Consider the following 25,597-nt stretch of genomic DNA (forward strand, 5'->3'; position numbering starts at 1 on the left):
GCCGATGCGGGCGCTCCTTTTACAAATCCAGCACCAGCCGGCTGCCTTTGGCGCGCGAGCAGCAAATCAACAGGGTTTGCTGCGCCGCGCGTTCTTCGTCGCTGAGATACTGATCGCGGTGGTCGGCTTCCCCCTCGACGATGCGGGTTTCGCAGGTGCCGCAAATGCCTTCGCGGCACAGGCACTCGACCCTGGCTGCCTTGCTGTTTTCCAGCGCCTGCAGGATGGTCATGTCTTCCGCCACTTCAAGTTCAATACCCGATCGAGCCAGCACCAGCGTAAAGGCGCCGCCCGCCGTGTCTTCGGCGGCAAAGGCTTCGCTGTGTAAACGCGCGGCATCGATACCCCGTTCGGCGGCGATCCGGTAGACCGCTTCGTTCAGCGCCGCCGGGCCGCAGACGTAGATATGGGCGCCGGGTTCCACGTCGGCCAGCGTGCGCGCCAGATCCAACCGGCCGCCAAGGCTGGAGACATGGCAACTGACGTTGTCTGCGAACGGCGCTTGCATCAGCTGCTGCTGGAAGGCGTTGTGCTCTTCACTGTGGAAGCAGTAGTGCAGATGGTAGCGCTGGCCGCTGCGTTGCAGCTCATGCAGATGGGCCATAAACGGCGTGATGCCGATGCCGCCGGCGATCAGCACGTGATGTTGCGCTTCCGGCGCCAGCGCGAACAGGTTATTCGGGGTGCTGATGGTCAGCGTATCACCGATCGCCAGCCGATCGTGCATGAAGTCGGAACCGCCTTTGGAAGGGGACTCACGGCGCACGGCGATCTGGTAACGGTCGAGCTCGAACGGTGAACTGAGCAGCGAATAGGCGTTGCTGTAGCGCTGCTCGCCGTCCTGCATTTGCACGATGATGTGGCTGCCGCCGCTGAAGGCGGGCAGTGGCCGGCCTTGCGGATCCGCCAGGGTAAAGCGCTTGACCTGTGCGGTGACGGTTTCGATGTCGACGACGCGAACATCAAGCATCTGATAGCTGGTCATTCATTGGCTCCAAAGCGCGGGCGTCCCCGCGCATAAAAAAGTTATACCGCCTGGCACAGGTATTTGAGCTCCAGATAGTCTTCGATGCCGTATTCGGAGCCTTCACGCCCCAGGCCTGACTGTTTCACTCCGCCGAACGGCGCCACCTCGTTGGAGATAAGCCCGGTATTGATGCCGACCATGCCGTACTCCAGCCGCTCCGAAACGCGCCAGATGCGCGCCGCATCGCGGGTGTAGAAGTAGGCGGCCAATCCGTAGATGGTGTCGTTGGCCTGGCGGATCGCCTCGGCTTCGTCATCGAATATCACCAGCGGCGCGACCGGGCCGAAGATCTCTTCTTCCAGCAGCAGCGAGCCGGGCTGTACGTCGCCCAGCACCGTCGGGGTGAAGAAGTTGCCGCCCAGCGTGTGCGGCGTAGCGCCGGTCAGCACCTGGGCGCCTTTGCTCAGCGCATCATCGAGTAGCTCCAGCACCTTGTCGCGCGCCTTGCGGTTGATCAGCGGGCCTATTTGCACGCCCGGTTCGAAACCGTTGCCGACCTGCAGCGCCGCTACCCGGGCGACAAATTTTTCGGCGAACTGGGCGTAAACGCCGCGCTGTATGTAGAACCGGTTGACGCACACGCAGGTCTGCCCGGCGTTGCGGTATTTGGCGATCAGCGCGCCTTCCACCGCGGCATCGATGTCTGCATCGTCAAACACGATGAACGGCGCGTTGCCGCCCAGCTCCAGCGACACTTTCTTGATGGTGTCCGCGCTCTGGCGCATCAGCAGCCTGCCCACCGGTGTGGAGCCGGTAAAGCTGAGTTTGCGCACCTGCGGGTGGCGAGTCAGCTCGGCGCCGATCGCCTGCGAATTGCCGGTCACCACGTTGAATACCCCGGCGGGAATGCCGGCGCGCTCGGCCAACTCGGCCATCGCCAGCGCCGAATAAGGGGTTTCGTTGGCGGGTTTGACCACCAGCGTACAGCCGGCCGCCAGCGCCGGCGCAGCCTTGCGGGTGATCATCGCCGCCGGAAAGTTCCAGGGCGTGATCGCCGCGCACACGCCGATGCCCTGCTTCAGCACCATCAGGCGTTTATCGCTGCTCGGCGAGGGGATGATGTCGCCATTGGTGCGCTTGGCCTGTTCGGCGAACCATTCGATAAAGGAGGCGGCGTAGCGGATTTCGCCCAGCGATTCCGCCAGCGGTTTGCCTTGTTCCAGCGTCATCAGGCTGGCCAGATCCTGCTGGTGTTCCAGCATCAGTTCGAACCAGCGGCGCAGCAGCTGCGCGCGCTGTTGCGCCGGCAGCGCGCGCCAGCCTTCCAGCGCCTGCTGGGCGGCGTCGATCGCCGATTGGGTTTCGGCCATCGCCATGTTGGGCACGCTGCCGATGAGTTGGCCGGTGGCGGGATCGCTCACCGGCAGGGTTTCCTGGTTGTCGGCGTCGCGCCATTGGCCGTTGATGTAGGCCTGTTGGCGGAATAGCGCCCGATCGGAAATATTCACGAGAACCTCACAAGTCAGGGAAAGGGGCCCTTGGGCCCCGTCGCATCAGGGTTGATAAACCTGCGCCAGCAGGTTGTGGAAGTGGGCGATGCCGTGCTCGCTGACGCCGCTGCCAGCGCCGTCGGCCATGATGCGCCCCTGCCCGCGATAGCCGCGCGATTTGAGGCCTTTTTGCACGCTCTCCACCAGCCGCAAATCTTCCGGGCGGAACACGTCGCGGTACCAGTCGATCAGTTTGAGCTGTTCGTCGCTCAAATCGGCGTTGGTGAAGTAAATGTCGTAGTGCTGCAGGGTGGTTTCCGCATCAACCGGGAACTCATAGATCACCGTCATCATGCCTTCCAGCGGCGGCATGTTGAACATGGTGCACGGCCACAGCCAGATGCCGTGGAAGCTGGCTTCTTTACCCTCTTCAAACTTGAACGACTGCTCGGAAGGGCGGGCGTAGCCGAACTGCAGCGTCCAGTTGCCGTGCAGGGTGTGCCAGTAGCGGTCGACCTGCACCGAGTCGGCGAAGCCGGGGTGCGCCGGGCCGCAGTGGTAGCACTCGAGGTAGTTGTCGACGATGTTCTTCCAGTTGGCCGGGGTGCGGGTGACGAAGCGCGCCGCCAGCTTGAGATCGTCGACCTGCGGGCAGGCCTCGCGCACTTTGGCGCCGAGGCCCGGCAGCTGGTCTTCCACCGTGCCGGCCTGCGAGTCCAGATTGACGTAAATAAACCCGGCGTACTCTTCGACCCGCACCGGCACCAGATGCGAGTTTTCCTTATCGAAGTTCTGCACGTTTTCGCAGTTGCGCGCGTGCGCCAGTTCGCCGTCCAGCTTGAACGCCCAGGCGTGATAAGGGCAGGTGATGACGTTTTTCGCCCGGCCGTCGCCCGCCAGCAGCTGGTGGCCGCGGTGCGGGCAGACGTTGTAAAAGGCGCGCAGTACTTTGTCGCGGCCGCGCACCACCAGAATGTTTTCACCGATGATCTCGCGGGTGATGTAGTCGTTCGGTTGGGCGAGCTCGCTGCGGTGCGCCACGCAGATCCAACTGGTGGCGAACACCTGCTCTTTCTCGTGCTCGAACGCTGCCTGGTGGGTATAGAACCGGGCCGGAATGGTGTAAGCCTCGCGGGCGTCGGCGCAGAAATCTTTCGGTAAGGTAAATTCAGGGATCAGAGTGCTCATAAGTTAACCTTCCTCTTTTCTTATTGTCATTTCGCCATAGGGCGCGGTTGATACGACGATGGAGCGGAGAGTTCGGCGGCCGGCGGCGCGTCTGGCAGCGCCGGTGGGCTGCTTTCGATCAGGTGCGCCGGGATGGCCGCGTAGTCCTGTTTCAGCCAGCGGGCAAAGCCGTAGGTTTTCACCAGCAGCACCAGCAGGAACGGCAGCGCGGTCAGGATCACCGTGGTTTTCATGGTGTCCAGCGAGGCGCCGGTAAACAGGATCGACAGCGGGATCAGGGTGATCACTACGCACCAGAACAGGCGCAGCATCGGGCTGGGATCTTGCCCCTCCTGCAGGTTGCGGGTGCTGGTGGCGGCCATGGTGTAGGCCACGGCGTCCATGTGCGAGGCCAGGAAAATGATCATGATGAACAGATAGGCGGCCAGGAACAGCTTGCCAAGCGGCAGCGCCGTCAGCAGCATCTGCACGGCGGTTTCGCCGCCCTGAGTGCTGAGGATCTCCGGCACGTTGAGCTGCCCGCTGATGAACTGGTGCATGGCGTAACTTTCCAGCGAGCCGAAGAAGAACCAGCAGCCGAGGGTGCTGCCGAGCAGCAGCGCCCAGATCACCTCTTTAATCTTGCGGCCGCGCGAGACGCGGGTGACGAACATCGCCACGCCCGGGGTATAGGAGATCCACCACAGCCAGTAGAACACCGTCCAGCTGCGGCTGAAGCTGCCGTCGCCCATCGGGTCGGTGAACAGGCTCATCTGCAGGAAGTTTTGCGCCGTCAGGCCGATGGCGTTGATGGTGTTGTTGATGGTGAACTCGGTGGGGCCGACCAGCAGCACCAGCCCGGCGAAGGCGAAGGCGCCCCAGCCGACCATTTTGCTCAGGCGCTGCATGCCGCCGTCGATGCCGATGTAAGAGCTGAGACAGAAGATCACTGCCGCCAGCAGGATCACCGTCGCCTGTACCGTGAAGTTATCCGGGATGCCGGTCAACGCCGTCAGCCCGCGGGTAAAGGTGGAGGCGGTCAGCACCAGCGAAATGGTGAGGGCGCCGACGGTGGCGACCAGGAAAATCAGATCCACCATCCGCCCGATCGGGCCGTTGGCACGCACGCCGGTGATGGCGGCAATGATCCCCGACAGGCTGAGCCCTTTGTTCTTACGCACGTGGAAGTGGTAGGCCATGATCAGCGAGGCGAGGGCGTAGGTCGCCCAGGCGCTCAGGCCCCAGTGGAAGAAGGAGTAGCTGATGCTGTATTCCAGCGCCTTTGGGGTGCGCGGCGCGATGTTCAGCCCCGGCGTCTGGTAATAATACGCCCATTCCATCACCCCCCAGTACAGGGTGGACGAGCCCAGGCCGGCGCAGATGAACATGAACAGCCAGGCCAGCGTGGAGTATTGCGGTTTGCCTTCGCCGAGGCGGATGTTGCCGTATTTGCTCAACGCCAGATACAGCACCACCAGCAGGGCGATCAGCACCAGGATTTGAATGGTTGAACCGAACAGCCGGGTGACGCCGTTGAAAATGGTGTTGGCGATAAGCGCGGATTGAGCCGGAAAGAGCATCAGGCAAAGGGCGATCAGCGCAATACTGCACAGGCTGATGGCGATGAGCGTGACATCCTTTTTAGGGGTGCTCTGCATGGGAGTGAACTCCTGTTATCGGTGGTGGGCCGGTGCGCGAAGCGTAGGGCGCGCCCGGGCCTTGTTGGTTTGAACCCTTTGTTTTGTTACACCGCGAGGAGCAAACGCCCCGACAGAACGCCACCGGAAATGTTTACTCTTCATTAACATTTTTGAGTGTGCACAAATTACAGGAGGGCCACAATTAGGGCATCTGTAAAAGGATAAAACACAGTATGTAAACAATTTGTTGTGATCTTGGCCGGGGTATTGGCGTGCTTTCTGCGGTGATTTTCAGCGGATTTGCGGCGGCGATCGAAGCGGAAAAACGGACGTGGCAAAGCAGGGCGCGAAAGGGCGCCCTGCGCAGGAAAATCAACGGCGTTTAGCGTTGCAGCAGGGCGGCGATCGCCTGGCCGACTTGCTGGGTGGAGGCGTCGCCGCGCATGTCCGGCGTGCGCGGCCCGTCGGCGATAATGCGCTCAATCGCCTGCAGGATGCCGTCGTGCGCCTGGCGGTAGCGGGCATCGCCGTCGCCGAGGAAGTCCAGCATCATCGCGCCGCTCCAGATCATGGCGATCGGGTTGGCGATGTTTTTGCCGAAAATGTCCGGCGCCGAGCCGTGTACCGGCTCGAACAGCGACGGGAAGTTGCGTTCCGGGTTCAGGTTGGCCGACGGCGCGATGCCGATGGTGCCGGTACAGGCCGGGCCGAGATCCGACAGGATATCGCCGAACAGGTTGGAAGCCACCACCACGTCGAAGCGTTCGGGGTTCAGCACGAAGCGCGCGCACAGAATATCGATGTGCTGTTTATCCCAGGCGATATCAGGGTATTGGCGCGCCATCTCCGCCACGCGCTCATCCCAGTACGGCATGCTGATGGCCATGCCGTTGGACTTGGTGGCGGCGGTCAGGCGTTTGCGCGAGCGCTGCTGCGCCAGCTCAAAGGCGTACTTGAGGATGCGGTCCACGCCCTGACGGGTGAACACCGATTCCTGGATCACCATCTCGCGTTCGGTGCCTTCGAACATCCGTCCGCCGAGCGAGGAGTATTCCCCTTCGGTATTTTCGCGCACCACGTAGAAATCGATGTCTCCCGGCTGCTTGTTCGCCAGCGGGCAGGGCACGCCGGGAAACAGTCGCACCGGGCGCAGGTTGACGTATTGCTCGAAGTCGCGGCGAAATTTAAGCAGTGAACCCCACAGCGAAATGTGGTCGGGCACCGTGTCCGGCCAGCCGACGGCGCCGAAATAGATGGCGTCGAAGCCCTTGAGCTGCTCAAACCAATCGTCCGGCATCATCTGGCCGTGGTGCTGGTAGTAGTCGCAGCTGGCCCACTCGAAGGTGTCGAATTCCAACGACAGATCCCAGCGCGCCGCCGCCGCCTGCAATACCCGTATGCCTTCCGGCAACACTTCCCGTCCGATACCGTCCCCGGGGATAGCGGCAATCTTGTAAGTTTTGCTCATACAGAGGTCTCATTTGTAGGTAGGGGAGATTGACAACACTCTTATCCTATAATTGACTAACTGTTAATCAATCGCGAAAACGGTGAAACATAAAACACGAATCATGAACAATATGCCGATCCTGAGTGACCTGCGGGTGTTCGTGCTGGTGGCGCGCCGCGCCGGGTTCGCCGCCGCCGCCGAAGAGCTGGGTGTTTCGCCTGCCTTTATCAGCAAGCGCATCGCGCTGTTGGAGAAGGCGCTGGACGTGTCGTTGCTGCACCGCACCACGCGGCGGGTGGCGATCACCGAAGACGGCGAACGCATCTACGAATGGGCGCAGCGCATTCTCAACGATGTCGATCAGATGATGGACGAACTGTCCGAGGTGCGCCAGGCGCCGCAGGGCATGCTGCGCGTGGTCAGCAGCTTCGGCTTCGGCCGGCGTTTCGTGGCGCCGGCGCTGTCGGCGCTGGCGCGGCAGTACCCGCAGCTGGAACTGCGGCTCGACGTGTCCGATCGGCTGGTGGATCTGGTCAGCGAAGGATTCGATCTGGATATCCGCATCGGCGACGATATCGCCCCCAATTTGATTGCGCGCAAGCTGGCGGACAATCAGCGCATCCTGTGCGCTTCGCCGGCGTACCTGCAGCGCCACGGCGTGCCGAAAAATCCGGCTGAGCTGGCGGGCCGTTCCTGTCTGGTGATCAAGGAACGCGATCACCCGTTCGGGCTGTGGCGGCTGCAGGGGCCGGGCGGCGAAGAGACGGTGAAGGTGACGGGGGCGCTGGCGTCGAACCACGGCGAAATCGTGCACCAGTGGTGCCTGGACGGGCAGGGCGTCGCGCTGCGTTCCGCCTGGGACGTGAAAGAGAACATCGACAGCGGCAGGCTGGTGCACATCCTGCCGGAGTATTATCAGCCGGCCAATATCTGGGCGGTGTACGTTTCCCGGCTGGCAACGTCGGCGAAAGTGCGGGTGACGGTCGAATTTTTGCGCGACTATTTTCGTGAGCACTATGGCGAAACGGGGCCGGCGAGCGAAAATCCGTCGCGGTCTTGAGGCCAAAAATGTGCGCCAGATCATCTTATGCTCGTAAAACTCCCCTCCGTTACCTGAGGAACTGTTGCACCTGTTCCTTTTGCCAAAACTTTGGTTTATGCTCAGCTGAAGCGTTTCAGTTGAAGCACTCTTCAACAGAAATGCCGATGTGACGGCGGTGAAAAACCGCTGAAGCGCGGGAATAATGCAAACTCGGCGATTCACAGCGGGCGGTACGATCCACTACTCTATGCGGGTTAGTGAGACAACCAGTCAGCGCCGGGCGGCGCCGGTGAGTCACCCGGCGTGGACGGCCCTTTTTCAGGAGCAGCATGACCATCCGCATAGCGATAAACGGCTTTGGCCGCATCGGCCGCAGCGTATTGCGCGCACTGTACGAATCGGGACGACGGGCGGAAATCTCCGTGGTGGCGATCAACGAGCTGGCGAACGCCGAAGGCATGGCCCATCTGCTGAAGTACGATTCCAGCCACGGCCGCTTCGCCTGGGATGTGCGGCAGGAGTGCGACACGCTGAGCGTCGGAGACGACGCGATTCGCCTGTTGCACCAGCCGGCGGTGGAGCAGTTGCCCTGGGGCGAGCTGGGCGTCGACGTGGTGCTGGACTGCAGCGGCGTGTACGGCAGCCGGGCGGATGGCGAAGCCCATCTGGCGGCGGGGGCGAAGAAAGTGCTGTTCGCCCACCCGGGCGGCAACGATCTGGACGCCACCATCGTGTTCGGCGTCAACCATCAGACGCTGCTGGCGGAACATCGCATCGTGTCCAACGCCTCGTGCACCACCAACTGCATTATTCCGGTGATCAAGCTGCTGGACGACGCCTACAGCATCGAATCCGGCACCGTGACCACCATTCACTCGGCGATGAACGATCAGCCGGTGATCGACGCGTATCACGCGGATTTGCGGCGCACCCGCGCGGCGAGCCAGTCGATCATTCCGGTCGATACCAAGCTGGCCGCGGGCATCACCCGCATCTTCCCGCAGTTTTGCGACCGCTTCGAGGCTATCTCGGTGCGCGTGCCGACCATCAACGTGACGGCTATCGATCTGAGCGTCAGCGTGAGCGCCGCGGTGAAGGTGGCGGAGGTCAACCAGCTGTTGCAAAAGGCCGCACGGGAATCATTTCGTGGTATAGTTGACTACACGGAATTACCATTGGTCTCGATCGATTTTAACCATGACCCGCACAGCGCTATCGTCGACGGTACGCAGACCCGGGTCAGCGGGCAGCACCTGATAAAGACCTTGGTCTGGTGCGACAATGAATGGGGCTTTGCCAATCGGATGTTGGATACAACACGGGCAATGGCTGCCAGCGGTTTCTAGTACGGCGGCGCCGGCGTGATTGGCGCGCTGCTCAGGCAATTTTATAGAGATTCAATAAAGAGGGTTCACCATGTCTGTAATTAAGATGACCGATCTGGATCTGGCGGGTAAACGCGTACTGATCCGCTCCGATCTGAACGTGCCGGTAAAAGACGGTAAAGTGACTTCCGACGCGCGTATCCGCGCTTCCCTGCCGACTATCGAAGCTGCGCTGAAGCAAGGCGCCCGCGTGATGGTAACCTCCCACCTGGGTCGTCCTACCGAAGGCGAGTACAACGAAGAATTCTCCCTGCTGCCTGTGGTCAACTACCTGAAAGACCATCTGAAATCCCCAGTGCGTCTGGCGAAGGATTATCTGGATGGCGTCGACGTCGCCGAAGGCGAACTGGTGGTGCTGGAAAACGTCCGCTTCAATAAGGGCGAGAAGAAAGACGACGAAACCCTGTCCAAGAAATACGCGGCGCTGTGCGACGTGTACGTGATGGACGCATTCGGCACCGCGCACCGCGCGCAGGCTTCCACCCACGGCGTGGGCAAGTTCGCGCCTGTCGCCTGTGCCGGCCCGCTGCTGTCCGCCGAACTGGAAGCGCTGGGCAAAGCGCTGGGCAACCCGGCCCGTCCGATGGTCGCCATCGTGGGCGGTTCTAAAGTCTCCACCAAACTGACCGTGCTGGATTCTCTGTCCAAAATCGCCGATCAGCTGATCGTCGGCGGCGGCATCGCCAACACCTTCGTGGCGGCGCAGGGCAACAACGTGGGCCAGTCCCTGTACGAACCTGACCTGATCCCGAACGCGCAGAAACTGCTGGAAACCTGCGACATTCCGGTGCCGACCGATGTGCGCGTAGCGACCGAGTTCTCCGAAACCGCAACCGCGACCGTGAAGCCGGCGAGCGAGATCCAGGACAACGAGCAAATTCTGGATATGGGCGACGTCTCTGCCGAGCGTCTGGCCGTTATCCTGAAGAACGCCAAGACCATTCTGTGGAATGGCCCGGTTGGCGTATTCGAGTTCCCTAACTTCCGTAAGGGCACCGAAATTGTCGCCCGCGCGATCGCCGATAGCGACGCTTTCTCTATCGCTGGCGGCGGCGACACTCTGGCAGCCATCGATCTGTTCGGTATCGCTGACAAAATTTCCTACATCTCCACCGGCGGTGGCGCATTCCTGGAATTCGTTGAAGGGAAACCGCTGCCTGCAGTCGTGATGCTGGAAGAGCGCGCTAAGCAGTAATTCAGACAACGGGAGGCGAAAGCCGCCCGTTTGTTTTATACCGCGCGGCTAACGCTGCGCGGCGTGAAAACATCGATTTACATCCATCTACGGCCGACGAAACAGGACAAAGTAACATGTCTAAAATTTTTGATTTCGTAAAACCGGGTGTCATCACGGGTGATGACGTTCAGAAAGTCTTCGCAGTTGCTAAAGAGAACAACTTTGCACTGCCAGCGGTAAACTGCGTGGGTACCGACTCCATCAACGCAGTGCTGGAAGCCGCGGCTAAAGTGCGCGCGCCGGTCATCGTTCAGTTCTCCAACGGCGGCGCCGCGTTTATCGCCGGCAAAGGCGTGAAGACCGATGTGCCTCAGGGCGCAGCGATTCTGGGCGCTATCTCCGGCGCACACCACGTTCACCAGATGGCTGAACACTACGGCGTGCCGGTGATCCTGCACACCGACCACTGCGCGAAGAAACTGCTGCCATGGCTGGACGGCCTGCTGGACGCCGGCGAGAAGCACTTCGCCGCTACCGGCAAACCGCTGTTCTCTTCCCACATGATCGATCTGTCTGAAGAATCTCTGGAAGAAAACATCGAGATCTGCAGCGCCTACCTGAAGCGCATGGCCAAAATCGGCATGACGCTGGAAATCGAACTGGGCTGCACCGGCGGTGAAGAAGACGGCGTGGACAACAGCCATATGGACGCTTCCGCGCTGTACACCCAGCCGGAAGACGTGGCTTACGCGTACGAAAAACTGAACGCCATCAGCCCGCGCTTTACCATCGCAGCCTCGTTCGGTAACGTGCACGGCGTGTACAAGCCAGGTAACGTTAAGCTGACTCCGACCATCCTGCGCGATTCTCAGAAATACGTTTCCGAGAAATTCAACCTGCCGCATAACAGCCTGAACTTCGTGTTCCACGGCGGTTCCGGTTCCAGCGATGCGGAAATCAAAGAGTCCGTCAGCTACGGCGTGATCAAGATGAACATCGACACCGATACCCAATGGGCGACCTGGGACGGCATCCTGCAGTACTACAAAGCGAACGAAGCTTACCTGCAGGGCCAGCTGGGCAACCCGAAAGGCGCCGATCAGCCGAACAAGAAATACTACGATCCACGCGTCTGGCTGCGCGCAGCGCAGACCAGCATGGTGACGCGTCTGGAGCAGGCCTTCAAAGATCTGAACGCGGTAGACGTTCTGTAATCTTCGTCAGCTGTTGCACGATGCAAAAGGCTCCCTGCGGGGAGCCTTGTTGTTTATGACAAGCCTGATGGCGTTGCCTGGCTCGCCGTTGGCAAAATATAAAAAATAAGGAAAATCAATTTATTGATTTTCGGCTGATGATCACAAAGGAGGAAAAACCACGTTTTTTCCTCCTTTGTTTGTGATTAAAAGGCTCCCTGCGGGGAGCCTTTTTCGTTTTCAGCCCAGCAGGCCGGCACCGACGTTGATCGACAGGCCCAGGATCAGCATGTTGAACACGAACGAAATAACCGACTGCACGAGCGCGATTTTACGCACCTCCGCGGCGCCGACCGCCACATCGGCGGTCTGCGACGCGACCGCGATGGTGAAGGAGAAGTAGGCGAAATCCAGATAGGTCGGCTCGGTGAGATTGCCGGGGAACAGCAGCGGCAAAGGATCCTGCTGTGCGCCCTGGCGATAAAACTGATGAGCATAGTGCATGGTGAAGGCAGTTGGCAGCAGCAGCCAGGATACCGCCAGCGTTCCGCCGGTTAGTGCCAGATGCAGGGTTTTCAGCGAGTCGCTGGCCTGTTTGGCGCTGCTCAATTCGAACAGGATCGCCAGAATGCTCACCAGACAACCGAAACTGACCAGCGCCAACACCGTGCTGGCGCTTTCATCCTGTCGCCGGGCGATCTGGCGAATGTGCTGCGGCGTGCTGACCAGCATCAGCCGCCAGAGAAACAGCAGATAGAGCCAGGCCAGCGTATTCCAGCCGATCATCAAGCGTTGCAGCAGCGAGAGCTGTGCGGGCAGCAGCAGGAAGCACAACAGCCCGGCGCCGACGGAAAGCAGCAGCCTGGGCCGCACTTGCCAATAGTGTTTAAGCGAAGAGCGAATGTGCATGAAGAACGGATCCCTTGTCGTGAAATGGCCAACGCGCTGTTTTCAGCATAGAAGAAGCGGCGGGCGGTTTCGGCTATTTTTAACGCTGACGGTTGGCATGAGCCTTTAATGTTGGTTACCCTTAGGCGGTGGTTTCCTACTGGCTGCCGAAGCCAGTGTATTTTTGCGAGTTTCTCCCGTTAGGGACTGAGTTAGGACGACACGAATGAAAGATTTGAATGTAGTAGACGGCATCAACGGTGCCGGCGACTGGTTGGTGAAGAACCAGGATCTGTTGATCCAGTACGCGGTGAATATCGTCGCCGCCATCGTTATCCTGATCATCGGTTCGATCGTGGCCCGCGTGGTCGGCAATGCGCTGAACCGCGTAATGAAGCTGCGCGGCATCGACGCCACGGTGGCGGACTTCCTGTCGGCGATCGTACGTTACGGCGTGCTGGCGTTCACCTTCATCGCGGTGCTGGGGCGCGTCGGCGTGCAGACCACCTCGGTGATCGCCGTGCTGGGTGCCGCCGGTTTGGCCGTCGGCCTGGCGCTGCAAGGCTCGCTGTCCAACTTCGCCGCCGGCGTGCTGCTGGTGATCTTCCGCCCGCTGCGCGTGGGTGAGTATGTCGATCTGGGCGGCGTGGCCGGTACCGTCGATCAGGTGCAGATTTTCTCCACCACCCTGCGTACCGCAGACAACAAAACCATCGTGGTGCCGAACGGTAAAATCATCGCCGGCAACATCATCAACTATTCCCGCGAACCGAACCGCCGCGTGGACATCGTGGTAGGCGTGGCCTACAACGCCGATATCGACGTGGTGAAGAAGGTGTTGGGCGACGTGATCGCCGCCGACAAGCGCATCATGCACGCTAAAGGCGTGACCGTGCGTCTGAACGAGATGGCGCCGTCCTCTCTGAACTTCGTGACCCGTTCCTGGACCACCAACGCGGAATACTGGAACGTGTACTTCGATCTGATGGAAAACTTCAAGCGCGCGCTGGATGCCCACAACATCGGCATTCCGTTCCCGCAAATGGACGTGCACCTGTATCGCACCGAAGACGCTTCCGCCAAGGCGGAATAACGCAGAAGGGAGCCTTGGCCCCCTTTTTGATTGCAGGCCGAGACGTCACTGATGGCGTCTCGGCCTTTTATTTTCCGCGAGTTCAGATGCCGGCCGCCGGTTCGGTGAGCGGCGCGCGGCGGCGCAGGCTGAGGCGATAAAGCAGGAAGATGGCGACTGCGCCCAGCAGCGCCGGCAGCGCCAGCCAGAGGAAGAACACTTCCGGCGAACCGGCGGCGGTCATCATCCAGGCGCCGAGCATCGAGCCGACGATCGAGCCGAAGCGGCCATTGGCCATGGCCCAGCTGACGCCGGTCACGCGGGCTGCGGTCGGGTAAAGGGTGGCGGAAACCAGATTCAGGCCGTTTTGCGCGCCGGCCACGCCGAAGCCTATCAGGAACACGACGGCGGCCAGCGTGTATGCGTCGCCCATCAGGTAACCGGTAGCGCCGATCACCAGCGCGGCGCCCAGGTAGGAGAAGGCCAGCACGCGATAGGGCCCGACCCGATCCATCAGCAGCGCCATCAGGATGGCGCCCAGGGTGCCGCCGAGCGGCACCATCGCGCCGATGCGCGAGGCGTGGGCGATATCGAAACCGGCGTCTTTGAGGATCGTCGGCAGCCAACTGGTGAGCAGGTAGAACACGAACAGCGAACAGAAGAATGCCGCCCACAGCAGCAGGGTGCGCACGGCGCGCCCTTCGATAAACAGGTGCGAGATCGGCGACCTGGCCTGCGCCGGGCGCTCGTCATCGACAATGGGTCCCCCCGTCCAACGCTGGCCGGTGATACGCTCGACCACCCGGCGCAGCCGATCGGCATGTTTGGCGCTGGCGGCCATAAAGCGCACCGACTCGGGCATCTGCCAGGCCAACAGCGGCAGCAGCGCCAACGGTGCAATGCCGCCGACCAGCAGCAGGCCGCGCCAGCCGAACGCTGGAATGATCTGCCCGGCCAGCAGGCCGCCCAGGGCCAGCCCGGCGGTAAAGCCGCTCCAGCTTAGGGTGACCATCAACATGCGCCGGCGCGCCGGTGAGTACTCAGAGCTGAGGGTGATGCAGGTCGGTATCGCGCCGCCGAGGCCAATGCCGGTGATAAAGCGCAACCAGGTCAGGGATTCGATCGAATGCGCATAGGCTGAAGCCAGGGTGCAGCCGCCAAACACCAGCACCGCGACGAGCAGCACGCGCTTGCGGCCGATAGCGTCGGCGATCGGCCCGAACAGCAGGCTGCCGATCAGCAGACCGAACAATCCCGCACCGAAGGCGGGGGAGAGCTGCGCTGGCTGCAGGCCCCACTCTTCGCGCAGCGCCGGGGCGATATAGCCGATGATGGCGGTATCGAAGCCGTCCAGCAGGGCGATGAGGAAACATAAGGTCAGGATCAGGATTTGGTAGGGTGAGATCCTGGCGCGATCGATGATTTCGCTGATGCGAGCGGTATCTGGGCTCATGAGGGTTCCACTGTTATTAAGCTGGTGTGGGCTGGCTGAGGGGCCGTTCAGGCCGCTGTGGCTGGCATCGCGTAGAAATCCGAGTATACACCAGCGCGGGGGCGTTGCGGGGAGAAGGAGTCGATTGATAATCGCCCGCCGCAGGAGGCTACTGCGGCGGGCGCTGGCGCGGTTATTTGGCCAACAGCTCTCGGCGCACGATCTCGGCGCCTGCGCTTAACGCATTCAGCTTGCCGCGGGCGACCTGACGAGGCAGGGGAGCCATGCCGCAGTTGGTCGACGGATAGAGCTTGTCGGCATCGACAAACTGCAGCGCTTTGCGCAGCGTAGCGGCCACTTCTTCCGGCGTCTCAACGGCATGATTCGCCACGTCGATGGCGCCGACCATCACCTTTTTGCCGCGGATCAGTTCAAGCAGATCCATCGGCACGTGCGAGTTATGGCACTCCAACGAGATAATATCGATAGTCGACGTTTGCAGCTTGGGAAACGCCTCTTCATATTGTCGCCACTCAGAGCCCAGCGTCTTTTTCCAGTCGGTATTGGCCTTAATGCCGTATCCATAGCAGATATGTACGGCGGTTTCACACTTAAGCCCTTCAACGGCTCTTTCCAGGGCGGCGATGCCCCAGTCATTCACCTCGTCAAAGAACACATTAAATGCGGGCTCATCAAACTGAATAATGTCGACGCCTGCGGCCTCAAGCTCTTTGGCTTCCTGATTGAGGATCTTGGCGAACTCCCAGGCCAATTTCTCGCGGCTTTTATAGTGGTTGTCATAGAGCGTGTCGATCATGGTCATCGGCCCCGGCAGGGCCCATTTAATCGGCTGCTGGGTCAGCTGGCGTAAAAATTTGGCGTCTTCAACGAAAACGGGCTTTTGACGCGAGACCGCCCCCACCACGGTTGGCACGCTCGCCTCGTAGCGATTGCGGATTTTAACCACTTCGCGTTTCTCGAAATCGACGCCGCTGAGGTGTTCGATAAACGTAGTGACGAAGTGCTGACGGGTTTGCTCGCCATCGCTGACGATATCGATGCCGGCCTGTTGTTGCTCTGCCAGCGATAAACGCAGGGCGTCTTGCTTGCCTTCGATTAATTCTTCATTTTGCAATTTCCAGGGCGACCACAGGGTTTCCGGTTGGGCCAGCCAGACCGGTTTGGGTAAGCTGCCGGCGGTCGATGTGGGGAGCAATATTTTCATGATAGGTGACCTGTATTTAAGTGAATCAAAGCGCGTAGTGGGCAGACCATTGCTCAAGAATAGGCTTGTAGGGTTTGATAAATTGCTCTTCCGTAAATTTCCCCTGCTCAATCGCCAACTGGCTACGCTCTTCGCGATCGTAAACAATCTTGGTTAATGAATGATCCTGGTTATTCAGGCTTGGCTGATAGCATTGCCCCGCCGCCGAGTTGGCATTGTAAATTTCAGGCCGATAGATTTTTTGGAAGGTCTCCATCGTGCTGATGGTGCCAATCAGCTCCAGATCGGTATAATCGCTCAGCAAATCCCCGGGGAAATAAAACGCCAGGGGGGCGACGCTATTTTTCGGCATGAAATAGCGCACCTGCAGGCCCATTTTTTTAAAATACCGGTCGGTCAGCGAAGCGCCGTCTTGCCGATACTCGTCGCCCAAGACCGGGTGTTGATTGCCCGTCCGATGATAGGTGTCTTTGCTGGACACGCTGAGGCAGATCACCGGCGGTTTGCTGAAATTCTCATGGTATTCGTTTGAATTGACGAAGTGCTTAAAGATATTGCCATGCAAATCGCCGAAATCATCCGGAATGGTAAATTCCGCCGTGTTTTTATTGTGCGCCGGCAGCAAGACGCTAAAGTCGTAATCGCGCACGTAAGAGGAGAAATTGTTCCCGACGATGCCCTCGATACGCGTTTGCGTTTTTTTATCAAGGATGTTGGTTTTCAGGATTTCTATCACCGGGAAGCTGGCGCTGTGATCTTCAATGCGCATCTCAACCGAAATGATTTCAAGCTCGACCGCATAGCGATCGGCCTTGGGGTTATCCCAATGCGCCAACGAATTGAAGCGGTTGTTAATCATCACCAGCGTGTTGCGCAGGTTCTCCCGGCGGTTTTCTCCTCTGGCCAAATTGGCGAAGTTGGTGGTGATACGCGTATTTTCAGAAGGGTTATAATCTTCATCGAAAGAACTGCTCTTAATCGTAAAGGTAAAGTCTCTATTCATCGTCTTATAGCATCCTGTTATATGATATGAGGGCTGGGTTTATCCATTTATTTCAATGGCTTGTTTTTCTATTTTTTCATTCAGCCGATTTCATATTGTCTGTCGTTAATGAGGTCTATTTTTGCCAGAGTCCCGGTGGGAGTGAAAGAGACTTAATTTCATTACCACATGAGCCACATTCATGATCTGGGGTTCAGGTGGGGTTGCCGCCGTTGCCCTGCGTTGCAAGCCGCCCGGCAAGCTGGTGCAGCCTGAAAAATTACGGGTATAATCCCACCATGACCCCACTGCTTCAGACACGAACATGACAAAACTCACCTTACAAGAGCAGATGCTCAAAGCGGGCTTGGTAACCAGCAAGAAAATGGCCAAAGTCCAGAGAACGGCTAAAAAATCACGCGTTCAGGCGCGCGAGGCCAGAGAGGCGGTGGAAGAGAATAAAAAGGCGCAGCTTGAGCGCGATAAGCAATTGAGCGAGCAGCAAAAGCAGGCCGCGCTGTCCAAAGAATACAAGGCGCAGGTGAAGCAACTGATCGAGATGAACCGCATCGTCCTGGCGAAAGGCGATATCGGTTTCAACTTCACCGACGGTAACCTGATCAAGAAAATTCTGGTGGATAAAGCGACCCAGACGCAGCTGATCAATGGCCGCCTCGCCATTGCCCGCTTGGTTGTCGAGAGCCGCGAAGAGTGTGAATACGCGATTATCCCCGCGAGCGTCGCCGATAAAATCGCGCAGCGCGATGCGGCCAGCATAGTGCTGCACAGTGCGCTGAGTCAGGAAGAGCAGGATGAAGACGATCCGTACGCCGACTTTAAAGTGCCCGACGATTTGATGTGGTAAGCCGCGTTCAGAACGGCGCGGCGTGACGAGCGGCTATCCGCTCTCCGCTGATGGGGTGCACAAAGTCCAGCTCGCTGGCGTGCAGCATCAGCCGCGGCGTCTGTTCGGTACCCGGCAGCAGGCGCCCGCCATACAGATCGCAACCTAAAATAGGATGGCCCAATTGCCGGCTGTGAATACGTAGCTGGTGGGTGCGTCCGGTCTCCGGGGTGAGCTGCACCCGCGTCAGCGGCAGCGAGATCCCGCCTTCCGTTTCACGATAAAAACGTTCGACGACCCGATAGCGGGAGCGGGCGGGCTTGCCGTGGAGGGCGCAAATCGACATCAGCGGGAACAGCGCCGGATCTTTGGCGATCGCCGCGTCTATTACCCCTTCGTTATCCGCCAGATGGCCGCAGAGCAGCGCGCTGTACACTTTGCCGATGGTGCGTTCGCTGAACTGCCGGCAGAGCGCGGCGTTGACGGCCTTGTTGCGGGCCACCACCATCAAACCGGACGTGCCGAAATCCAGGCGGTGCGCCAGGGCGCAGCCGGGGAACAGCTGTACCAGCCGGTGGTGTACCGAATCGAGATTCTGCGGATTCTTGCCCGAGAGGCTGAGCAGCCCGGCCGGCTTATTGATCAGCGCCAGATGATCGTCCTGATAGAGGATCTCTATCTGGTCATGGCATGGCGGGGCGATAAAGGTATCGGTGATCGTAGACATCGGGTGGCCGGCTGGAGGGTGGGGGCGGATGATAGCGAATTTCGCGTCGATGAGCGAATGCGGTTTTCGCTACACTGCGCCTCATGCCCGTTGGCACCCGATGCGGCAAAGCATCGGGTGCCACGGTTAAAGCCCCGGCGCGCTACTGCCCGTAGTAGGCGTGTTGGCCGTGTTTGCGCAGGTAGTGTTTGTCCAACAGTTCGCGCTGCATGCTGTGAATGCCCGGCGTCAGCTGGCGCGAGAAAATGCCCATGTAGGCAATTTCTTCCAGCACCACCGCATTATGCACCGCATTGTGGGCGTCTTTGCCCCAGGCGAAGGGGCCGTGGGCGTTGACCAGTACCGCCGGGATCGCGTTGGGATTGATATCGCGCCGGCGGAAGGTTTCGATAATCACGTTGCCGGTTTCCAGTTCGTAATCGTGCTCAATTTCATCCTGGGTCATCAGGCGAGTGCAGGGGATCGCGCCATAAAAGTAGTCGGCGTGGGTGGTTCCCCAGGCGGGGATATCCAGCCCGGCCTGCGCCCAGATGGTGGCGTGGCGCGAATGGGTGTGCACGATGCCGCCGATATCGGCGAATTCGCGGTACAGCGCCAGATGGGTGGCGGTGTCCGACGACGGTTTTTTTACCCCCTCGACGGTGCGGCCGCTGGCCAGATCGACCACCACCATATCCTCCGCCGTCATATGCTCGTATTCAACGCCGGAAGGCTTGATCACCACCAGGCCGCGTTCGCGATCCACCGCGCTGACGTTGCCCCAGGTAAAGGTCACCAGCTTATGGCGCGGCAGATCGAGATTGGCCTCCAGCACCTGTTGTTTTAACTGAGTCAGCATGTCATGCCCCCTTGTTGCATTTTCTGTTCGATCCAGCGGCGGGCCTGAACGATCTCGGCCACCGGCTCCTCGGCTTTTTCGGTCCACATCTCAATCAGGAATGCGCCGCGGTAATTGAGGCGCTGCAGCGTGCGAAACACCTCGACGAAGTCGACGCAGCCTTCGCCAAACGGCACGTCGCGGAATTGTCCCGGCGAAACGGCGGTGACCGGGTAGGTGTCTTTCAGGTGAATGGCGGCGATGCGATCGATGCCCAGCTCCAGCTCGCGCGGCACGTCATTGCCCCAGGCGCTGAGGTTGCCGACGTCCGGATACACCGTGAACCACGGCGAGGCCAGCAGGGCGTCCCAGGCTTTCCATTTACCGATCGAGTTCATAAAGGCGGTATCCATGATTTCCACCGCCAGCATCACCTGGGCGGCGGCGGCACGCTCTACCGCCCACTGCATGCCTTCGCTAAAGCGCGCCAGCGTCCCCTCGTCCTGCTCTTCGTAATACACGTCGTAGCCGGCCAGCTGGATGGTGCGGATACCAACGTCTTTGGCCAGCTGAATGGCCTGTTCCATCACGTCGAAGGCGCGCTGGCGCAGCGCCGGATCGTGGCTGCCAAACGGAAAGCGCCGGTGGCCGGAGAGGCACATCGACGGGATGCGGATGCCGGTTTCCAGCACGGCTTCCACCAGCGCCAAGCGCTGCGCCTTGCTCCAGCTCAGGCGCGCCAGGCGTTCATCGCTTTCGTCCACCGACATTTCGACGAAGTCGAAGCCGCAGGCCTTGGCCAGCGCCAGGCGCTCGGGCCAGCTCAGGTGTTTCGGCAGTGCTTTCTCGTAGATTCCCAACGGGTGCTGACGCATATCATGATCTCCAGATGTCATCGATGGCGGCGCGGAACTGCCTGGCGGCCGCCGGCGGATCGCCGGCCTCGGCCAGCGCGCGGCCGGCGATAAAGGCGGTGACGGCGATCTCTTTAAACAGCGGCAGGTCGGCGGGCGTGATGCCGCCGGTCACCGACAGCTCGATGCCCAGATCGGACAGCGCCTTCATCCGATCCAGATCCTGTCGGCCCCAGGTTTGCCCGCTGGCCTGCGCGTCGCGGCCGCGGTGATAGATCGCCTGGCGAATGCCAAGGCCGTGCCATTGCCGCGCATCCTCCAATGTCCAGCGGCCGAACAGTTCGATCTGGATTTCGCCGCCGTGACGCTCGGCGACCTCCCGCGCGCTGGCCATGGTGGCCAACGGCGCGGCGCAGATCACGGTCATCCAGTCCGCGCCCTGGTCGAAGGCCTGCTCGGCCAGCGTCGCACCGGCGTCGGCCACCTTGAGATCGGCCACCAGCGTGTGCTGCGGACAGCGCTCGCGCAGCGCGCTAACCGCCTGAATGCCGGCGCTGATGCACAAAATGGTACCGGCCTCGATGATGTCCACATGGGGGCTGAGGGTCTCGGCGGTGCGCAGCGCCGTATCCAAACGGGTTTGATCGAGCGCCAGCTGCAGGCGCGGTTTCGTGCTCATGGAGCCTCCTTGTTGGCGGGCTGCAGATGTTGCAATGCAGCAATCAGCGCCTGATAACGTTGGTGTTTGTGGTCGTAAGCTTTGGCGGCGGCCGCATCAGGCAGCAGCCGCTCTATACGCGGCGCCAGCCGGCGCTGGGCGGCGGTGAAATCGCTGAAGACGCCGCTGCCGACCATGGCCGCCATCGCCGCGCCCAGACAGCCGGTTTCTTCCACCTGCGGCAGCTCAACCGGCAGGCCGCTGACGTCGGCGAACATTTGCATCCAGGGGAGGGATTTGGCGGGGCCGCCGGTCACGCGCAGCGCCTGCGCCTCAGGGAAACGCCGGCGCATGCGGTTAAGGTGCGTCATGTGGCAGAACACCACGCCTTCGTAGATCGCCTGCACCAGGTGCTCGCGCTGGTGGAAGGCCAGCAGGCCGTAGAAGCTGGCGCTCAGCCCCAGGCCGGCGTTGGAGCCATACAGGAAAGGGGCGAACAGCAGATCGCCGGCGGCTTTCGGCAGGGCGGCGACCCAGCGGTTAAGCTGGTCGTAGTCCTGCAGCCCCCATTGGTGACAAAACCATTCCAGGTTGGCGGCGGAAGTGGGGCTGGCTTCGTGTACGATGTATTGGCCGTTTTCGGCGTGGCGGCCATAGACAAAGGGATGATCGAAACCCTCGACGATGGCGTCGGTGATGCCGCTGGTGACCGACCAGGTCCCCATCACCGCGTTGAGCCGGGTTTCGTCCTGCAGGCCGGCGCACAACGCGGTGGACACCACGTCGAACAACCCGCCGACCACCGGGGTGCCGATTTGCAGGCCGGTAATGGCCGCGGCGTTTGCCGCGACGCGCCCGGCGATATCGGCCGAACCGACAATCGTCGGAAGGGCGGGCATGATGTCGCCGATGCCCAGCAGCTGCGCCAGCGCCGGGTCATAGCGTCCACTGCGCATCTGATACAGGTTGGATTCGGAGATATTGGTTTCTTCGCAGGCCAGCTCGCCGGTCAGGCAATAGCGCAGGTAGTCGTGCGCCATCAGCACGCTGCCGATGCGGGCGTAACGTTCCGGCTGATGCCGCTTCAGCCAGCGCAGCAGCGAGACCGGGTGCCCAGTCCACAGCGTTTGGCGCGTTTGCGGATACAGCGCTTGCGGCACGCCCTGCCGTTGCCATTCCTGCACCAGCGCCAGCGCGCGCTGATCGGAAGAAAGCATGGCGTTGCCCAGCGGCTGCCCCTGTTTATCCAGCAGAAACGCGCCCTTGCCCTGCGCCGAGATGCCGATGGCCTGGATGGCGCCGGCGACGACGCCGCTGGCGGACAGCACTTCACGGATCACCTCGGCGGCGGTGTGCCACAGCGATGCCATATCGCGCTCGGCCCAGCCAGGCTGTGGCGCGACGATCGCCAGATTACGCCGCGCAACGCCGTGTTCATGGCCCCTGCGGTCGTATAAACCCGCCTTGATGAAGGTGCCGCCGCAGTCGAGCCCCAGCCAATATTCCATCATTCGCTCCTCGTACTGTGGTCGCATTTATTGGGCAGCATCAACGCCAGCACGGAGGCGATCGCCAACGAGGCAGCCAGGCTGTAGACACCGACATCCTTGTTGAACAGGCTGATCAGGACGCCGACCATATACGGGCCGCAAAAGCCGCCGAGGTTGCCCAGCGCATTGATCACGCCGCGCGCGCCGCCGGCCACTTCGGCGTTGAACAATTTGGGCGGGATGGTCCAGAACACCCCGGCCGCCGCCTGAATAAATACGCCGCAGCCGACCAGCGCAGCGTAAGACCACCAGACGTGATCCTTCAGCAGCACCGACAGCGCCATGCAGGCGGCAAAGCAGGCCAGCGGCAGGGCGACGAAGACTTTGCGCTTACCGGTGCGATCGGAGAGGGTGGAGATGATCAGCATGCCGAAGATGGCGCCGATATAGGGCAAGATAGCCAGCAGGCCCACTTGTTCCATATCGCCGTGGGTCAGCTCTTTCAAAATGGTCGGCAGCCACAGGGTGTAGCCGTAGATACCGGTCTGGTAGAAAAAATTCACCAGGATCAGCTGCCACATGATCCGGTCGCCGAGCACCCGGCGCAGCGAGGCGTTGCGCACCGTTTTTCCTTTGATCAGCAGCTGTTCGTCGTGCAGGGTCTTTACCAGATACTCTTTTTCCGCCTGCGAGATCCATTTGGCCTCCTGGGGCCGGTTGCTGATGGTGAAGTACCACAGCGCCATGACGACCAGCGACAGAGCGCCCTCCACCAGAAACAGCATGCGCCAGTCCCAGGCGGTGATGATCCAACCCGACAGCGGGGCGGTGAGAATGCCGGCGATCGGCACGAACATGATGACGATGGCGTTGGCGCGGCCGCGCTCCTTATCCGGGAACCAGTTACTGATCATGGTCAGCACCACCGGCAGCATGCCGCCTTCGGAAACGCCGAGGGCGAAGCGCAGGAACAGCAGCTGGTACTGGTTGGTGACCAGCCCGGTCAGCACCGATATCACCGCCCAGGCCAACAGTGACCAGCCGATGAATTTCTTGCCGTTGCCGTATACCGCCAGCTTGCCGCCGGGCACCTGCAGAAACAGGTAACCGATGAAGAAGATGCCGCCGGCCAGCCCGGCCATCGAGGCGGTGATGCCGAGTTCGTCATCCATGCCGCCGGGCATGGCGAAGGCGATGTTGACCCGGTCCATGTAAGAAATGATGCAGGTGATGAGGATCGGCGGCACGATCCTCAGCCAGCGGAGCTTGGGGATCGCCTGGCTTTGGCTGATGGAAACGGAGGCTGTATTCATAAGGACCTCTTTCGATGTTCGCTTTTTTGTAGGGTCGGGCGTTATTGTTTTGCTTGATTTGGGCGCAGGGGCGCCCGCACAGGCCCATGGACCGGTGTTGTTATCGTTACGGGTGTGGCGGCTATCAGGCGCTAAACGACGCCAGCGGTATTTTCACCACCACCTTGCGTATCGCGCTGGGGCGTTGGTTAATGCAGGCCGGGCGATGCACGTCCTGTGGGAAAAATACCGCGAAGTTGCCGGGCCGCATCGTGAGCCAGGATTCGTCGGCCACGTCCTGATAAAACAGGATGTCGCGCTGCGCCAGCAGCTCCTGATGAACGATGTTGTCGCCATTGTCCGCCGCTACGCCGATAAGTTCGGTGCCGCTGACCAGAAACTGCACGTCGACGTTTTGCCGGTGGACTTCCGGGCGCAGCGCATCCGGTGGTTGGGTATGCAGATCCAGCACTTGCACCACGTAGCCGGTGGCGGGATCTTCATAGCGCCCTGCGGGCAAGACGCTGAAATCGGTGCGCTGCAAATAGGCGACGGCGTTGGCGACCGGCGTCGGGTACTGCTCGGGCGCGGTGTTGGCGATGTGGCCGAATATCATGATGCTCCTCCCGTTACAGCGCCTGAATGCGCGCCCAGACTCGTTCGTCGACCGGAATGCCGTCGCGCAGGTTTTCTGCCAGAATGCGCGGGAACTTGTGGCCCGGCAGGCGAATGGCGACGTCGGGGTTGTCCCGTTCGGCGCTGGTGACGTAATCCATGATGCGCTGCAGTTTTTGATCGCGGCTGTCGCCGTCGATCAACCGGTCGATCTCAATCGCGATGAACACCTGCGAGACGCCGTACTCGTCGCGGTGATCCTCCGTCACTTCCGCCACCGAGGCGCCGCCGGACAGCAGGGTGGCGATCATGTCCAGCACGATCGACAGCGCCGATCCCTTCCAATACCCCATCGGCAGAATGCGCCGATTCTCTTCGATGATGGCCGGATCGCGGGTCAGGCGGCCGTCGTTGTCGAAGCCGCCGTCCACCGGCAGGGTTTTACCCGCCAGCCGGTTCAGCTCCAGCGCGCCGTAGGAAAACATCGACATCGACATGTCCACCATGGTGATCGGGTTGCCGGGCACGGCGACGATCAAAGGGTTGGTACCGATACGGCACGTTTTGGCGCCCCACGGCGGCATCACGGCGATCGAGTTGGTCCAGCAAATGCCGATATAGCCTTTCTCCGCCGCCTGCCAGCCGTAACCGCCGCCGCGCATCCAGTGGTTGGCGTTGCGCAGCGCCACCAGGCCGATGCCATGATCGTCGGCCAACTGCATGGCGCGATCCATCATGCGGCGGGCGGTAAGGTTGCCGATGCCCTGGTGCGCATCCCATTGCTCGATCGCCCCCAGAGACAACAGTTTGCTGGGTTCGGCGTCCGGCACGATATCGCCGGCGTCCAACTGCTGAATAAAGCGCGGAAAGCGGTTAACGCCGTGGGAGTAAACGCCGCTGGCGGTGGTGTCGGCGAACATGCCGGCGCAGTCGTCGGCGAGATGTTCCGCCACGCCGCGCGCCAGCAGCACGCGTTTGAATTGCTGTTTTAACTCGCTGTAACTCACTCTCATGCCGGTTCTCCGCCTGTGCGAATCGTCTGTTTTTGGTTCGCCAAATTTCAATATGCGAAATTGCATTTCAAATAAATGCTATCCCGGCGGTTCAGGGAAGTCAAAGCAAGGGGGAGTAAAATTATTCATGAAAAACATGACGTTAAAATTGAGTGGTGATTTTGTGATCGCCGCCAC

Annotated in this window: 23 protein-coding genes; 6 read left to right on the forward strand and 17 right to left on the reverse strand. The window is 60.6% G+C overall.

The genetic code is table 11. The features are described 5' to 3' along the window. Positions 1–19: 19 nt before the first annotated feature. From ACMGF9_RS03480 to ACMGF9_RS03500, 5 genes are all read right to left on the reverse strand, one after another. Positions 20–985: a PDR/VanB family oxidoreductase gene (locus tag ACMGF9_RS03480; protein ID WP_076741296.1), complete on the reverse strand. Its 966-nt coding sequence runs from the start codon at positions 983–985 to the stop codon at positions 20–22. A gap of 41 nt (positions 986–1,026) precedes the next feature. Further along, positions 1,027–2,475: a succinate-semialdehyde dehydrogenase gene (locus ACMGF9_RS03485; RefSeq protein WP_164123856.1), complete on the reverse strand. Its 1,449-nt coding sequence runs from the start codon at positions 2,473–2,475 to the stop codon at positions 1,027–1,029. Positions 2,476–2,520: 45 nt separating this feature from the next. Further along, positions 2,521–3,645, reverse strand: coding sequence for an aromatic ring-hydroxylating oxygenase subunit alpha (locus tag ACMGF9_RS03490; protein WP_015378998.1), 1,125 nt, complete (start codon positions 3,643–3,645; stop codon positions 2,521–2,523). A gap of 26 nt (positions 3,646–3,671) precedes the next feature. After that, positions 3,672–5,282: a BCCT family transporter gene (locus ACMGF9_RS03495; protein WP_021505733.1), complete on the reverse strand. Its 1,611-nt coding sequence runs from the start codon at positions 5,280–5,282 to the stop codon at positions 3,672–3,674. 364 nt (positions 5,283–5,646) lie between these two features. Beyond that, positions 5,647–6,732 (reverse strand): tartrate dehydrogenase, encoded by a 1,086-nt coding sequence (locus ACMGF9_RS03500; protein WP_015378996.1) that lies wholly within the window; start codon positions 6,730–6,732, stop codon positions 5,647–5,649. Positions 6,733–6,814: 82 nt separating this feature from the next. Here ACMGF9_RS03500 and ACMGF9_RS03505 point away from each other — a divergent pair, with 82 nt between their 5' ends. From ACMGF9_RS03505 to fbaA, 4 genes are all read left to right on the forward strand, one after another. Further along, a complete protein-coding gene (locus ACMGF9_RS03505; protein ID WP_274517900.1) occupies positions 6,815–7,774 on the forward strand; it encodes a LysR substrate-binding domain-containing protein in 960 nt (319 codons plus the stop codon). A gap of 311 nt (positions 7,775–8,085) precedes the next feature. Then, positions 8,086–9,102 (forward strand): erythrose-4-phosphate dehydrogenase, encoded by a 1,017-nt coding sequence (gene epd / locus ACMGF9_RS03510; RefSeq protein WP_004931582.1) that lies wholly within the window; start codon positions 8,086–8,088, stop codon positions 9,100–9,102. Positions 9,103–9,172: 70 nt separating this feature from the next. Then, positions 9,173–10,336 (forward strand): phosphoglycerate kinase, encoded by a 1,164-nt coding sequence (pgk, locus tag ACMGF9_RS03515; RefSeq protein WP_015378994.1) that lies wholly within the window; start codon positions 9,173–9,175, stop codon positions 10,334–10,336. Between the two features lie 116 nt (positions 10,337–10,452). After that, a complete protein-coding gene (gene fbaA / locus ACMGF9_RS03520; protein WP_004931586.1) occupies positions 10,453–11,532 on the forward strand; it encodes a class II fructose-bisphosphate aldolase in 1,080 nt (359 codons plus the stop codon). Between the two features lie 219 nt (positions 11,533–11,751). On the opposite strand, the gene ACMGF9_RS03525 is transcribed toward fbaA, so the two are convergent. Continuing rightward, the gene (locus tag ACMGF9_RS03525; protein WP_015378993.1) at positions 11,752–12,420 is read right to left on the reverse strand and encodes a DUF1345 domain-containing protein; all 669 of its coding nucleotides are present in this window, start codon (positions 12,418–12,420) and stop codon (positions 11,752–11,754) included. A 205-nt stretch (positions 12,421–12,625) separates the two neighbouring features. Between ACMGF9_RS03525 and mscS the strand changes: the two genes are divergently transcribed. After that, the gene (gene mscS / locus ACMGF9_RS03530) at positions 12,626–13,492 is read left to right on the forward strand and encodes a small-conductance mechanosensitive channel MscS (RefSeq protein ID WP_015378992.1); all 867 of its coding nucleotides are present in this window, start codon (positions 12,626–12,628) and stop codon (positions 13,490–13,492) included. 82 nt (positions 13,493–13,574) lie between these two features. Here mscS and ACMGF9_RS03535 read toward each other — a convergent pair whose 3' ends face one another. From ACMGF9_RS03535 to ACMGF9_RS03545, 3 genes are all read right to left on the reverse strand, one after another. After that, on the reverse strand, positions 13,575–14,924 hold the full coding sequence (locus ACMGF9_RS03535; RefSeq protein ID WP_118891721.1) for an MFS transporter: 1,350 nt from the start codon (positions 14,922–14,924) through the stop codon (positions 13,575–13,577). A 172-nt stretch (positions 14,925–15,096) separates the two neighbouring features. Continuing rightward, positions 15,097–16,128: a methionine synthase gene (locus ACMGF9_RS03540; protein WP_004931594.1), complete on the reverse strand. Its 1,032-nt coding sequence runs from the start codon at positions 16,126–16,128 to the stop codon at positions 15,097–15,099. Between the two features lie 25 nt (positions 16,129–16,153). Next, positions 16,154–17,131: a DUF1852 domain-containing protein gene (locus tag ACMGF9_RS03545; RefSeq protein WP_033632135.1), complete on the reverse strand. Its 978-nt coding sequence runs from the start codon at positions 17,129–17,131 to the stop codon at positions 16,154–16,156. A gap of 304 nt (positions 17,132–17,435) precedes the next feature. On the opposite strand from ACMGF9_RS03545, the gene ACMGF9_RS03550 reads away from it, so the two are divergent. After that, positions 17,436–17,975 carry a DUF2058 domain-containing protein gene (locus ACMGF9_RS03550; RefSeq protein WP_004931599.1) on the forward strand — a complete coding sequence of 180 codons (540 nt, stop codon included), beginning with the start codon at positions 17,436–17,438 and terminating at the stop codon, positions 17,973–17,975. 7 nt (positions 17,976–17,982) lie between these two features. Here ACMGF9_RS03550 and ACMGF9_RS03555 read toward each other — a convergent pair whose 3' ends face one another. The 8 genes from ACMGF9_RS03555 to yiaK form a co-directional block, all read right to left on the reverse strand. Beyond that, complete coding sequence (locus ACMGF9_RS03555; protein ID WP_049186812.1) at positions 17,983–18,681, reverse strand: RluA family pseudouridine synthase; 699 nt, start codon at positions 18,679–18,681, stop codon at positions 17,983–17,985. A gap of 142 nt (positions 18,682–18,823) precedes the next feature. Beyond that, a complete protein-coding gene (gene araD / locus ACMGF9_RS03560; RefSeq protein WP_079452420.1) occupies positions 18,824–19,519 on the reverse strand; it encodes an L-ribulose-5-phosphate 4-epimerase in 696 nt (231 codons plus the stop codon). After that, positions 19,513–20,373, reverse strand: a complete 861-nt coding sequence (locus tag ACMGF9_RS03565; RefSeq protein ID WP_082997448.1) for an L-ribulose-5-phosphate 3-epimerase — start codon at positions 20,371–20,373, stop codon at positions 19,513–19,515. The genes araD and ACMGF9_RS03565 overlap by 7 nt, the downstream gene beginning before the upstream one ends. Before the next feature lies 1 nt (position 20,374). Beyond that, the gene (gene ulaD / locus ACMGF9_RS03570) at positions 20,375–21,031 is read right to left on the reverse strand and encodes a 3-keto-L-gulonate-6-phosphate decarboxylase UlaD (protein WP_085058856.1); all 657 of its coding nucleotides are present in this window, start codon (positions 21,029–21,031) and stop codon (positions 20,375–20,377) included. After that, positions 21,028–22,518 carry an FGGY-family carbohydrate kinase gene (locus tag ACMGF9_RS03575; RefSeq protein ID WP_118891723.1) on the reverse strand — a complete coding sequence of 497 codons (1,491 nt, stop codon included), beginning with the start codon at positions 22,516–22,518 and terminating at the stop codon, positions 21,028–21,030. Before ACMGF9_RS03575 ends, ulaD begins: the two co-directional genes overlap by 4 nt. Continuing rightward, the gene (locus ACMGF9_RS03580; RefSeq protein WP_118891724.1) at positions 22,518–23,813 is read right to left on the reverse strand and encodes an MFS transporter; all 1,296 of its coding nucleotides are present in this window, start codon (positions 23,811–23,813) and stop codon (positions 22,518–22,520) included. Before ACMGF9_RS03580 ends, ACMGF9_RS03575 begins: the two co-directional genes overlap by 1 nt. A 124-nt stretch (positions 23,814–23,937) precedes the next feature. Then, positions 23,938–24,408 carry a YhcH/YjgK/YiaL family protein gene (locus ACMGF9_RS03585; protein WP_099982737.1) on the reverse strand — a complete coding sequence of 157 codons (471 nt, stop codon included), beginning with the start codon at positions 24,406–24,408 and terminating at the stop codon, positions 23,938–23,940. A 13-nt stretch (positions 24,409–24,421) separates the two neighbouring features. Next, positions 24,422–25,420 carry a 3-dehydro-L-gulonate 2-dehydrogenase gene (gene yiaK / locus ACMGF9_RS03590; protein WP_085337109.1) on the reverse strand — a complete coding sequence of 333 codons (999 nt, stop codon included), beginning with the start codon at positions 25,418–25,420 and terminating at the stop codon, positions 24,422–24,424. Between the last annotated feature and the right edge of the window lie 177 nt (positions 25,421–25,597).

The sequence above is a fragment of the Serratia sp. BNK-23 genome (assembly GCF_047456145.1).
Classification (GTDB): Bacteria; Pseudomonadota; Gammaproteobacteria; order Enterobacterales; family Enterobacteriaceae; genus Serratia; species Serratia nematodiphila.